The sequence below is a fragment of the Vreelandella arctica genome, assembly GCF_037070215.1.
Classification (GTDB): domain Bacteria; phylum Pseudomonadota; class Gammaproteobacteria; order Pseudomonadales; family Halomonadaceae; genus Vreelandella; species Vreelandella arctica.
Map to the genome: position 1 here is coordinate 43011 of NZ_JBANSN010000027.1, position 11655 is coordinate 54665.

Sequence of the window (11655 nt, forward strand, 5' to 3'; positions counted from 1 at the left end):
AATGCAGATCGGCTTCATCGTGAGTGTGATGGTTTCGTTTCTGGCATGGCTCCCTGTCGCCATGGCGGCACAACCTTCCACTGCCCAGGAGACGGAATGGCCCAAGGGGCATTACCCGCTACCTGAGGAAGGCAATATTATCGGAGAGGCTGACACCTTCATCGTGAAGAATTACGAGGATACTCTGATTGATATTGCCAGACGTCACAACCTTGGCTACCAGGAGATTGTACGTGCTAACCCAGAGGTCAGTATTTGGGTGCCCGGAGTGGGTACTGAAGTAACCATTCCAGGACGCTTCATCCTGCCGAATGTCGAGCGTACTGGGGTCGTCATCAATATCGCCGAGCTGCGGCTTTACTACTACCCAGATGTCAAAACCGGTGAGACACCGCGCGTTGAGACCTATCCTATCGGCATCGGTCGCGAAGGGTTTGATACACCCCTTGGTGTGACCGAGACCACCATGAACATTAAAAACCCCGCATGGTACCCGCCTGAGTCGGTAAAACGTGAAGCGGAAGCACGCGGCGAAACCGCACCAAGCGTTGTACCGCCCGGCCCCGATAACCCGCTAGGAGACCATGCCATCATCCTAGGCTTCGATGGCTATTTGATTCACGGCACCAACCAGCCCGATGGCATTGGCATGCGTGCAAGCCGTGGCTGTATACGCATGTTGCCTGACGATATTGAATCAATTTTTGACCGCATACCGGCGGGCACCCAGGTCAATATCATCAACCAACCTATTAAAATCGGTTGGGACAACGGACAGCCGCTGGTACAGGCATTACCTCCTTTAGGGGTGGAGGATCACACCATGACCGCTATATCAGATGCCATTTCACGCCTTGAGCAACGCAATGTAGATGGCGTTAGCTTCGATTACGAACAGCTTAGCGATTTACTAGCATTATCCAACGGGCTTATCGAACCTCTGTATCCGAAGCCGGAACCGAGTAATAAAGAAGACGACAATATCAACAGTGTTTATGAAGAACTGACACTTCATTCGTCGTGAATGTCGATAAAGACAAGGCAGAGCGTTTTTTCAGCCCTTTGGAGAACAACGGCTTGGCTACCGTCAAACCCTTAATATTCGTCGTGTGTTGTTGATTGAGCTCTTCCATCACTAGCGTAGAAAGAGCTAATGCGATCATCACAACGTTGGTAGCATCCACTTTCGGTAGCACTGAAGTGTGACGAAGAGGATCTATTCTAAGCCCCTTCCACTGGCTGGCAGGGGCTTTTTCTATACCTAGGCAAAGTGATAAATATTATTTCCCTATTAAGATTCATTTATTCCAGTGTTTGTTTAGTGGCTGATGCTCTGGGTTCGCCTTATCAATTGCAGCACCGATAGCAGCATAGGCGTGTTGGTACGTCTTATAGTTTTTCTGATTGCTGTAATACACGTTAAAATCAACAAGGCTTCGCACCACTGCCAGCAGGGTTTCTGGCTCACCATCACGAGTGATAACGTCAATAGCGTCGGTCACAGATTCATCGTAAACGCGCATAGCTATCTCGGCGTGAAACGCCTCTGCGTCGTGTTTAATCTTTGCCAAGTTCATTCTCCTTATGCGTTGCTTATCAATGTACTTTCAAAGCCCTCTAACAGCCTGGTGGTTCTACGCGCTGCCGCAATAACACCAGCTGATGTCAGCCCTGTCCAATGGATGTGCCCAGTTTTTTTCTATTGTTGTTTCGCCTGCTTGCGTAAGAGGTCGCCGACATCGAGCCAGCCGTAAGCTCGGAATATATCGGCTACGCCCATGGATTTGCTGTTCTCACAGGACAACAGTAAAAGGTGATGGCCATCCTGCCGCGGCGGGGGTGCTGAACAGATGGCGAATGGGATCTGCGCAGCCTCCATCCGCTTCATAAACGCTTCGTTCATTGTGTGGTGCTCTGGCTCGCAAAAGATGTCGAAGGCGCTGAGAATAACTTGGGCGACCTCGGTGTTCAGTTCATGCCTGGTCAAGGGAGCTTTTATGCGCAGCTCAGGATCGAAGAAGCCAGCAATCAGACAAGCTGCAGCGAAGTGATGGGCGCCACCCTGGTTGTTTAGATGGCCGCCAACTGAAACCTTCTACTGACTCTTCAGCGCCAGAACCGCCATGGAAGCGGAGTTCATGCCAGTTGAGCAAAGGTTCGATGCTGGCACGGTTGTTGTGAACCAATTCGCGACATTCGCCGATAGCATAGGAGTCGAGAGTGGCGTAGCCGACGAGATCGACTTTCCCAGACGCCAGGGAGATGATGTCTCTGATCGAGCAGCTGAAGTTGTCATCGTAGGTGGTCGATGTGAGTCCAGCGGCCGCTGGATAAGGCAGGCGCTGACATTGCAGCCCCGTTCGCCCTGGTCGCCAGTAGGCAATATCACCCCCTAAGCAAAGCGGCCATCGGTGCCATTGGATGATGCCGAGTTCGCTGGTGCTAGCGGCTGGGAGCGTTACCTGGGCTGCTAAGTGCGAAAATTCAATAGCGTGCTGCACGACTGCTGGGCTGGCCCAGCAAGCATGGCGCAGCCAGCGGATCAGTAATGTGGTTGCCAGCATAATATGTCCCCCCAAAGCCTAAACGTTACGGTCACCCTCGGCTCTATCTTGGAGTGATATTCTGATTTTATTCTGGAGCCCAGGTGATAATGTCACGGCGTCAACAAAGGCTTGTGAGATTCGATCGGCCCACTACCCCGCAAATTATCGGCATTTTGGCCCTTTTCTTGATTGGCACTGCACTAATCACCGGGATGATTCTTCGACAGGCCACTGCATTTTCCTCTGGTGTCTTGCACGCTAAGGAAGGCCGGTATTCGCTCGTGCTTGAGGTGGTATCTACCTCGCGCCAGCGTCGCAACGGCCTAATGGAGCGTGACTCACTGGCTCCCGATGCTGGCATGCTCTTCGTCTATGATGAGGAGCAGACAGCCGATCATGCTTTCTGGATGTACCAAACTCGTATACCGCTTGATATTGCCTTCCTCGACCATGTCGGAGAGATCCAATCAATCACCAGCATGGACCCCTGCACGACCGAAAAAGGAGCCTGTCCGCGTTATCCAGCTGGCACGAGCTTCTGGATGGCCCTGGAGGTAAATGCCGGCTACTTCAATGAGCATGTATAGCCGCTGGAGATCGCCTTGAGATCGACCCTTTACAGCACCACCCCCCTCTTAAAACCTGTTTTACTGTAGGAGTGAGAGAGAAGCACGTTAATGAGCACACCCGTTTTTTCACCTCAATCGGGGCCAATCTAGTTGGCGGAACAACTGCTCCTGTACTGTCAGCCATGCCACCTTTAAGCAGTTTCTACCTCAGCTGTCATTGACGCGTGTAGCGTTACGCGCTACACTTCGAGGGCGTTTCACAACAAGGGAGCAAAGCAATGCGATGATACAGAAGATCAAACACAAAGGGCTTAAACGTCTTTATGAGAAGGGAGAATCCCAAGGAGTACAACCAAACCATGTAGACGATTTAAGAGGCATACTTGCTGCACTGGACGCAGCCACTAAGCCAAACGATATGAATTTGCCAGGATTTGATTTTCATAGTTTGAAGGGTGATAGAAAAGGCTTTTTTTCGGTGCATGTAAACGGTAATTGGGTAGTGATATTTACGTTTGATGGGGAAGATGTACACCTTGTTGACTATTTAGACTACCACTAACCCCGGCGTTCCTTGATAACCGGCTCGGTACGGTTATCAAGGGCCACCGAGAAAGATGGCCTCGCAGACGTAGCCATGAATGCAACACCTCAAATATGCGATACACAATTTGTGTAGAGAGAGAGAACTGAAACATGACCATGATGAACCCGCCGCACCCAGGTAGCTTATTGCGCCGTCGGATCGTGCCAGCGCTGGGGCTGAACGTCACTGAATTTTCCAAAAAGTTAGGCATGTCTCGTGCAGCAGTTTCACGCGTATTACATGAGCATGCCGCTATTTCCCCCGATTTGGCCGTTAAGTTAGAGCATGGCGGAATTGGCAATGCCAAGCACTGGCTAACGATGCAGGCAAACTATGAGCTATGGCACGCCGAGCATAAAGAACAGAACCATATTGAAAGATTTGCAGCTGTTTGAATTAGTAAGATATTAATTCGGAAAAACCCAACGTACCGCGACGTTGGGTTTTTTGTATCCAATTAGCCTCGCTAATTGAGACGCAAAAACCCGGCTTATTGCCGGGTATCAAGGTTTAAATATTGGCCATTATGAAAAATCTGCTTACCCATTCATGCGAACGTAGCAGGTAATAGCACCTAATTAGAGGTCGTCTTCTTCCTCTACATATTTGGGCACGCAGTCATGACAAAGGAATAATTGGCGTTCCTGGCCGAACACCACAGCTGTTATATTGTGAACTGCTTCTCGCGCACATGGCGTCTCATCATCCTTCATGCCTTCGCACTCAATCACGGTGCTACCTCATCGGTTTTTTGTCTGACTAGGATTAACCAGCAGCTTCGCTAAAAGCCCTACTCCTATTAAAACACTAGGCCTGCATTTCGACACCCGTCGACATAGGTGTTATCTATATTCTTTTAACAGGTTAAAAAAACGTCGTATAGGGCCGGACTTTTGGTGTTTGATGTTGTGTCATGCCATCTGGATGTAGAGAAACCCGGCTGGCAATTCTTCGCAGCGTGTTACTTCTTATTCACGCGGTGGTAAATTTCTTCCTCTAAGACGAGCTTAAACGCCTCTCCTTCTGCTTCAAATTCATCCCACAAGCATTCTGGCAGCGATGCAGCGTCCAGATCGAGTTGGCCCGGCTGAGCGCCGTATTCTATTTCATTGACGATATGGGGTTCGCGCTGGATAAATAACGTGGCCATAGTGTTGAGCTTTTCGTCTTCACGCTCTTTCTGGTAGAGCCTAATTTCATCTAGCGCCGGGCCTTCTGGCCAGGACTCTTTTCCTTCCATTCGACGTTTTGCCGTGTCAATCAGCTCGCCGAAAGCGCCCAAAGCCCCTGCTGCTGAACGATGCCCGTACTCATCGGCCGCCAAGATCAAGTCTTGCTCTTTATAATCGCGCACAGCCACGCGAAAACGAACGCCATCACAATGCAAGACCGAGTAAGGCATGACACTGCTTTCGGCATCAATCCACTCGGCAATACCTCGTATAGTAGTTTCACGGTCAAAAATGCGGCGTGGGTAATCGTCCCAGCCATCGATAGCGTCGAGAATCATGCTTCCCCCTGTGGGCGCTTATTAAGTTTATTAAGATAATTTCAAGTGGTTTTTCTATATTCATCTTGGTGGGTAGTTAAAGTACTGCCAACCATACATGTGAAATTCGGTGAATTATAAACAGGCTATACGTTGGATTCCGGTGCAACATTCCCCCTATAGCTGCCTTTTACTACCCAGTCAAAGCGTACTACATCAATTAGACTTGTCCTGGCCAAGGTTCACCTTCGGCCGAGTACCCATTACAGATAAGAAACAGCTTTGGTTGGCACGGGCACAGTAAAGGTCTACTACTGCAAGTGGACTTGTACCGACCAAGGTTCTCCCTATTCCGGGTGCCCATTCGGCATAGGAAACAGCCTAGATTGACACGAGTACAGTAGAAGCCTATTATTTAAGACAAGAATAACCCCCACGCCTCACAGGATTCGTTCTGACTGCGCACCAGGGGGTTAGTTTTTTTAGTGGTAAAAGAATGTATGGGGCTACAACTGCAACCACAACTAAACTTCACAAAACCCGCAAAATCCTCTCACGCCCATCTTCGCCACCTTCGCGCCAAGGGTCTCATCACCAAAGGTCAGCAATCACAAGCACTTAATGCCCTTCAGTTTGTCGGGTATTACCGGCTGCTCATTTATACGCGGCCGCTGCAGGATGATCAAAAACGTTTTTATCCGGGTGTAAGGTTTGACGATATTCTTGCGCTTTACGAGTTCGATCGTAGTCTTCGGCTAGTGCTCCTTGACGCTATTGAACAAGTAGAAGTCGCGTTTAGATCCGCCATAGTTAACGCTATGGCCAATGACAAAGACTGCGGCCCCCACTTCTATCTCAAAACCAAACATTTCAAGGACATGGAAGCGCACCGCAATTTCATGAAGAACGTCTTGGGATTGAGACTTACCAACCCCATTAAGCACTATTACCACACTTACCATACGCCGCCTTATCCGCCGATCTGGACAATCTTGGAGGAGTTAAGCATTGGCCAAATGTCGCGGTTGCTTGCCAGTCTTGATCGCGAACATCGGAGGCGAGTGGCTACACAGTTTGGCTACGATGAAAAGGTCATTGTGTCGTGGCTCAAAAGCACAACCATGCTGCGTAATAATTGTGCCCACCATAGCAGGGTCTGGAATAATAATGTCGGCGCTGACAGCCCTCAAAGCGCGAATGCTATCCACTCCGAGTTTCCAGGCAACCCTGATCAAGGATTTTTCTTTTCCCGGACCGTCGCGCTCCAAGCACTTTTGAAAGCGATCGATCCATCAACAACTTGGCAGGATCGCTTCAAGACAGTTATGAGAACATTGCCAGTTGCGACGCTCTCAAAAGCCGGCATCACACCTCAGTCAATAGGGATTCCCTTTCAGTGGGAAACACGACCGTTCTGGAACTGAATACAACCCGAAGCTAATTTTCAGAGAGTATCCTGAAACATCTTATTATCCAGGGAAAGGTACGATGTTACGCTGCCTGGGAGTTGCAGAATACGAGGCCTTGGCGAAAGTAGCCGATCGTTTGCGCCTCACTTGGATCGAAGTCCCTGATGAAATCGAGGATAGTTGGGTAAGGCTGAATCGCCAAACGGTTGCCTATCTAAGTGAGTTAGGTGCCACATCCAACTGATTAAGTTTAAACAGTTGCTTGTAATAGGCTCTACCAATGGTCACTAACATTAATGAGTATGAGGCAGAGACTGCCTTTGAACGTTTTGCCCTTGACCGGTATTTACCCCTGACAGCCCAGGCATCAGGAAGCTACATCGATATACGTCCCCTCATTGACGGAGGAAAAAACGTTATACAGAACGGGGCGAGCCACATTCAAGCCAATCGGGAGGACAACCTACGTGCAGCTTTCTTGCCATTGGCGTTTGGAGCAGCCTGGAAGGTGCTCGATCTTACGATCGAGCTTGCGCTGGCGAAACAAGGTATAAAACCCCAGCGGGAAGCCAAGCTCTGGCCAATTAAGGAAAAGGCTCGTATCGCAATGAGCGAGACGCTGAATGGCGCGATCCTAACCGAGGAAACCTGCACCTGGGTGGGAATTCTGACTTGTTACGTGTCTACAATAGAGTATCGCCATAGCCTGATTCATCGACAAGCTCAGTTTGTGGAAATCCCCCTCACCTTATCGGGCCATGGTAGAGACGGTATGCCACTTCCACCGCTAGATGAAGCTACGCTTAGAGCCTTAATCGCGTTGTCACAACTCGTTGGGGAAGGAATCATCAGCAACGGGCTGAATCGCCGTCGTCTCGACAACGTGAATTTTCTCTTGAATAGATTATCGTGCTTTGGGGTTAACTCAGTACCGCAAGGCGTCAGGATGAAGCCTATCGAATATTATTGGATGAAACTTCGTCCAGACCCTCATGGCCAATGGGTGGCCCCCTTCTCGATCGTTCATGAGCAGATGCGATGCAGAAGACAGTTAGGACACATTGACGTTCGCATCGACTTACCGGGAGAAAGCGGTCGCCAGCTTGTCGGTCAGTGCGAGGATCTACCGGACTGGGATGTCACAATCGATTTCAACCAACCCCCAAGCTATCTAGCTTATCAGTAATGCAGCCTAGCCAAGATATATAAAAGAGAAGTGTTGAAATAGACATTGTACTCAGGCGGGCGCCGCAGGGACCGAGCCATGGCTGAACCTTGCGATTACCGATCGCGAGACATTGAAGCGATACCTTCGGGCGCTCGCCCTGGGGGCTCTCAACGCCTGTGTAATTGATCCTGCTAACGATAGCTCGACACAAGATCAAGGCAGCCATATCCTGCGGATCCTACCTCCCCTCAACTGACCGAGATTGTCGTTTGGGTATTATTTTTTCCGATATTAACTTTCCAGATGTCACCTATGCCCCTATCTTATTGGCGAGGCCGTTCATTGAACGGTATGGGAAACGGAAATTGCTAATCACGGTAACCTCTTAGGTTGGTTGTCAGGTTGTTTCGACAAGGCCCGCGGGCTTTTCGGCTATCACGCGAGGGCGCTTACGTCAGCAGACCTGATCACCTCCTCGAGGCATCCCTGTGGCTTTTTGCTCCAGGTGAAGCTGTCATGCACAGCAAATCTGCAGCCTTCGGCTGATCAGATTCACGTTTTACCTTCAAGCCCCTTCTAGTTCGCTATTTGGGGCTTTCTCATTCTGTGTCATAACCGGCCCTATCTCCTTTGAACCAGCCATTCATGAGCAGGGGACAACAGGGGGGAATCACTTGCAGCAAAGTGGTGGTCCAGGCCGGCGAGGCGCTGGTGACAAACTACCTAGATACCCCCCTTTACTCGGTCGTCCGTGATTTATGAGGCGTGCGTTCGCCTGCCATGGAATAACGCGCACCCTAAGTACCCCGAGCGAGAAACCCTTCTGTGATATGTCGCTGCAGCTCAGGCTTTAGTGATCGATACTCAGCAGCATATCAATCGCCAGACTTCATGAAAGCGATCCCGCTCCGCGGCCTCTGAGTACTCGATGAGGATTCACCTCGAGGGACGATTTCGCCAGCAAGCACCAAGCAGAATGAGAAATCCAATGATCACTAGCATCGAATATACAAGTCGACGTGACATCGAGCGCCGATACTGTAGTCCTGTCCATTCGTGGGGTTGATGAGCGTTCAACTCGCTTGGCAAAGGGGGAGGCTGATGTTCTCTTAATGCAGTTCGATGATGTTGTTCCCGGTGAGGGCTTCGGCTGCGAAGAGCCCATGACGCTTGAGGATGCTTGGAGGATTTCAGGCTGGATTCGGCAGTGGACCAGCGATCGACGATCAGTAAAAATTGTCGTTCACTGCACTGTCGGTGTGAGCCAGTGTGCTGTAGTGGATCTCTGGGCTGGCGCCTCAATCAATCGGCCTGCTCAAGGGGTCGAGGAGGATGGCAGGGATGCGAATCCACACGTTCGGTCAATGCTCGACCGCACGGCAGCGTAAACAGTGCGTATTGCCCATGAGTTATACTGTAGCCTATCGACTGGTTGCGGCCATCCAGCACTTCCTCACTCCAAGTGTCACTCTGCGTCCTACCATTGATGAGACCTGCACTGGGTAGGAATAACTAAGGAGATCGTATGAATGAGGTCGAGGGCTGCTTCAAGGGCTACATGATCAACAGCAGCATGGATGGAATTAGGAATCACTGAGCGAATTTTTTATCGGGTTGTACCATATCGACGGTGGAACAGCCTTTGATTCCTGCATTCAGTGGGATAACCGCTCCCCCCTTGTTGCATGTTTATCAGGACGCTTGGAAAGTTCCAGGTTTTCGATTTAAATAAAGTCTATTTGTAAGCACTGCTGTTACATAAAATGATGCTAAACGTTACGAAGAGCTCACACCTATTCCTGCTTACTTCAGTTTTCGGCCAAAAGCGGTCTTTCAGTACTCGCGCATATATGTCTAACCCCTTTTTACTGCTCCATATCAATACCACTGAGCTAGCCAAGACCATATGTGGGTAAAGCGGCAGCTTATAGCCATTGTGCGTGTCTCTATGTTGCCCTGTGCTGTAGACACCTATTTCCTAGATCCTATTTAATTCCAGTGAACGGGCATTGTCTGGCTCAGGTCTTAGTTGGATACTGGCGGCGCCTTGAGCACTGCGACCCAACTAAACAGAGGTTTCATTACTCCAGAAACTTGTGGAGTTTTTTTGCAGCTTCTTGGGCAATTTCCTCATGGCAAGGTAGTCGACTCGGGAAATCCGACGATTTCCGCAGCTAACGATCGCATTTTCTCCAAACTGTCATCGTTGCACTCACCATACCCAGGATCGTCTTTTCTTTTATCCAGTACAGCGGTGATAGATTCATGAATAATGAGATAGCTGCACATTGAGAGACCCGGCCATAAAAATCCGCTTACATCCCAGGCGTCTGCTTTACTCTTTTCAAGTTCCGACAATGGCTGTGACTCAGCGTCTGTTAAGCCTTTATCGAGTGCTGAGCAGAATTGAGATATCTCCGCCTCGGAAAATTCATTTACTACTTGCTCTTCATCTCCAAGTCCTTCGCACCCGTACTCAGGGTCCGAAAAGAGCTTGATCGTTTCCTCAACGGGCACTTGTCGTTCATCCGCAAGCACCCCCAATCTCTTGGCATGAGCCTCGAAGCGCATTTTTTTCTGGCGCCGTTCAGCCTCCCTCGCCTGTGATGCCGCTCGTTCTGCCTGATTCCGCTGTTCTTCTGCGTGTTTGAGTTGTTGCTCTTGCTGTTTCCGCTGTTCTTCTTCCCGCCTTTCTGCCAATCCTTGCCCGAATTTTTCTTCCCAAACGCGAGCATACCCCTGATCCGGTGAGGGAAGATTCGCCACGCCGGGCACATTCATGCGCATCGTTGACTCATCCGTGCCACCGCGAATACTGAACGAAGTGGTGAGCGGTACATGGCCATCGCGGCATGGCGGTGTTAGGTGGTATATAAGCGATGATGTCTCTTCGAAGGGCTCAAAGTCTTCTGTTACCGGGATGCAGATAGCTTTCACGCTACCCGGGAAGCTTGATCTGGCTAAATTGAAATCGAATGGGAGAGCGACCAATTGTCGGTTCTCGTTGAGTGCAGCAAAGGCAAAGGAGCGAATATCTCGACCCATAAGCCATTCTCGATAACAGCCGTGATTCTCCAATATGTGCCACCCGCTTACCGAGTAGTTCTGCATTAGGCCGTTGTATGTCTCGTAAACCACGGCCAACACCCTGGGCCCACCGCTATGACAAACATGCAGCGTCGACTGGGCAGCCGCCGGTGATGAGAGGGACAGGAAGATGAATCCGAATATAGAGGCAATAATGGAAAGCTGAGATTTCATGTAAAGCCTCGCATTATGAAGTTTGCGAATCGAGATATTGAAATGTGATCAATGCAGTATAGGTAGGTAGGCCTCTCAAGGTTCGGCCATGGCGAGCTTTTTACCAAAATGATGAAACCGGATTACCTCTATTTCCTGAAGCCGTGGATTCACATCTACAAGCGCTTGGTACGTCCCGTACCGTTAAAGCTTAGGTAAGCGAAATTGATCTAGATGCATCCATCTATGGCACGCACACGATGCGTCACACCAAAGCATCGTTGATATATCGCCGCACTAAAAACTTGAGAGCGGTGCAATGTTTCCTGGAACACACGAAGCTGGAAAGTACCGTCAGATATCTTGGGTTAGAGGTAGATAATGCTTTGGAAATGGAAGAGCAAACGGAAGTTGGATGTGCTCAAACGACGGTCTAGGCGGGACTGTTGTTACCGGCCAGGAGCGGTCTTTTAGTCGACACTGATATAGCGCGAAAACGAAGCGGCGCTTCTCACGCGTCCGCCATATGTAGTGGTCAAGTAAAACTGGCCACCGCTTTATAGTTAACCCAGTACTTTTCCTCTGCCTGGTTCGGACTCATACCACCGTTATGCTGGTGAGGCCTAAGCTGGCTGTAATACCCGATTA

General features: G+C 49.9%; 12 protein-coding genes. 7 read left to right on the forward strand and 5 right to left on the reverse strand.

All coding sequences use genetic code 11. From position 1 onward, the window contains the following. Position 1 precedes the first annotated feature (1 nt). Positions 2-1024 carry a L,D-transpeptidase family protein gene (locus V8L70_RS18155; RefSeq protein WP_431313231.1) on the forward strand — a complete coding sequence of 341 codons (1023 nt, stop codon included), beginning with the start codon at positions 2-4 and terminating at the stop codon, positions 1022-1024. Positions 1025-1298: 274 nt separating this feature from the next. Here V8L70_RS18155 and V8L70_RS18160 read toward each other — a convergent pair whose 3' ends face one another. From V8L70_RS18160 to V8L70_RS18170, 3 genes are all read right to left on the reverse strand, one after another. Beyond that, positions 1299-1571: a hypothetical protein gene (locus V8L70_RS18160; protein WP_127062892.1), complete on the reverse strand. Its 273-nt coding sequence runs from the start codon at positions 1569-1571 to the stop codon at positions 1299-1301. Between the two features lie 128 nt (positions 1572-1699). Continuing rightward, the gene (locus tag V8L70_RS18165) at positions 1700-2032 is read right to left on the reverse strand and encodes a DUF6685 family protein (protein WP_332870637.1); all 333 of its coding nucleotides are present in this window, start codon (positions 2030-2032) and stop codon (positions 1700-1702) included. Then, positions 2007-2564, reverse strand: coding sequence for a hypothetical protein (locus V8L70_RS18170; protein WP_157826499.1), 558 nt, complete (start codon positions 2562-2564; stop codon positions 2007-2009). Before V8L70_RS18170 ends, V8L70_RS18165 begins: the two co-directional genes overlap by 26 nt. 113 nt (positions 2565-2677) lie before the next feature. On the opposite strand from V8L70_RS18170, the gene V8L70_RS18175 reads away from it, so the two are divergent. From V8L70_RS18175 to V8L70_RS18185, 3 genes are all read left to right on the forward strand, one after another. Further along, entirely contained in the window at positions 2678-3133 is a 456-nt protein-coding gene (locus tag V8L70_RS18175) for a DUF192 domain-containing protein (RefSeq protein ID WP_157826500.1), read from the forward strand. A 265-nt stretch (positions 3134-3398) separates the two neighbouring features. Continuing rightward, positions 3399-3677, forward strand: a complete 279-nt coding sequence (locus V8L70_RS18180) for a type II toxin-antitoxin system RelE/ParE family toxin (protein ID WP_101146622.1) — start codon at positions 3399-3401, stop codon at positions 3675-3677. Between the two features lie 134 nt (positions 3678-3811). Beyond that, positions 3812-4096, forward strand: coding sequence for a HigA family addiction module antitoxin (locus tag V8L70_RS18185; protein ID WP_198556051.1), 285 nt, complete (start codon positions 3812-3814; stop codon positions 4094-4096). 566 nt (positions 4097-4662) lie between these two features. Here V8L70_RS18185 and V8L70_RS18190 read toward each other — a convergent pair. Further along, the gene (locus V8L70_RS18190) at positions 4663-5211 is read right to left on the reverse strand and encodes a hypothetical protein (RefSeq protein ID WP_101146623.1); all 549 of its coding nucleotides are present in this window, start codon (positions 5209-5211) and stop codon (positions 4663-4665) included. A 479-nt stretch (positions 5212-5690) separates the two neighbouring features. Between V8L70_RS18190 and V8L70_RS18195 the strand changes: the two genes are divergently transcribed. From V8L70_RS18195 to V8L70_RS18205, 3 genes are all read left to right on the forward strand, one after another. Beyond that, entirely contained in the window at positions 5691-6614 is a 924-nt protein-coding gene (locus V8L70_RS18195) for an Abi family protein (RefSeq protein WP_101146624.1), read from the forward strand. A 64-nt stretch (positions 6615-6678) separates the two neighbouring features. Continuing rightward, positions 6679-6843 (forward strand): hypothetical protein, encoded by a 165-nt coding sequence (locus tag V8L70_RS18200; protein WP_157826501.1) that lies wholly within the window; start codon positions 6679-6681, stop codon positions 6841-6843. Positions 6844-6879: 36 nt separating this feature from the next. Then, positions 6880-7785, forward strand: a complete 906-nt coding sequence (locus V8L70_RS18205) for a hypothetical protein (RefSeq protein WP_101146625.1) — start codon at positions 6880-6882, stop codon at positions 7783-7785. 2112 nt (positions 7786-9897) lie between these two features. Here the strand turns inward: V8L70_RS18205 and V8L70_RS18210 are convergent. Beyond that, positions 9898-11028 carry a hypothetical protein gene (locus V8L70_RS18210; RefSeq protein ID WP_101146627.1) on the reverse strand — a complete coding sequence of 377 codons (1131 nt, stop codon included), beginning with the start codon at positions 11026-11028 and terminating at the stop codon, positions 9898-9900. Between the last annotated feature and the right edge of the window lie 627 nt (positions 11029-11655).

Excerpts from the sequence above, each read along its gene's own strand:
- V8L70_RS18155 (WP_431313231.1), top strand. The coding sequence starts at position 2 with ATGCAGATCGGCTTCATCGTGAGTGTGATGGTTTCGTTTCTGGCATGG.
- V8L70_RS18205 (WP_101146625.1), top strand. The coding sequence starts at position 6,880 with ATGGTCACTAACATTAATGAGTATGAGGCAGAGACTGCCTTTGAACGT.
- V8L70_RS18185 (WP_198556051.1), top strand. The coding sequence starts at position 3,812 with ATGACCATGATGAACCCGCCGCACCCAGGTAGCTTATTGCGCCGTCGG.
- V8L70_RS18210 (WP_101146627.1), bottom strand. The coding sequence starts at position 11,028 with ATGAAATCTCAGCTTTCCATTATTGCCTCTATATTCGGATTCATCTTC.
- V8L70_RS18195 (WP_101146624.1), top strand. The coding sequence starts at position 5,691 with ATGGGGCTACAACTGCAACCACAACTAAACTTCACAAAACCCGCAAAA.
- V8L70_RS18180 (WP_101146622.1), top strand. The coding sequence starts at position 3,399 with ATGATACAGAAGATCAAACACAAAGGGCTTAAACGTCTTTATGAGAAG.
- V8L70_RS18190 (WP_101146623.1), bottom strand. The coding sequence starts at position 5,211 with ATGATTCTCGACGCTATCGATGGCTGGGACGATTACCCACGCCGCATT.
- V8L70_RS18170 (WP_157826499.1), bottom strand. The coding sequence starts at position 2,564 with ATGCTGGCAACCACATTACTGATCCGCTGGCTGCGCCATGCTTGCTGG.
- V8L70_RS18200 (WP_157826501.1), top strand. The coding sequence starts at position 6,679 with ATGTTACGCTGCCTGGGAGTTGCAGAATACGAGGCCTTGGCGAAAGTA.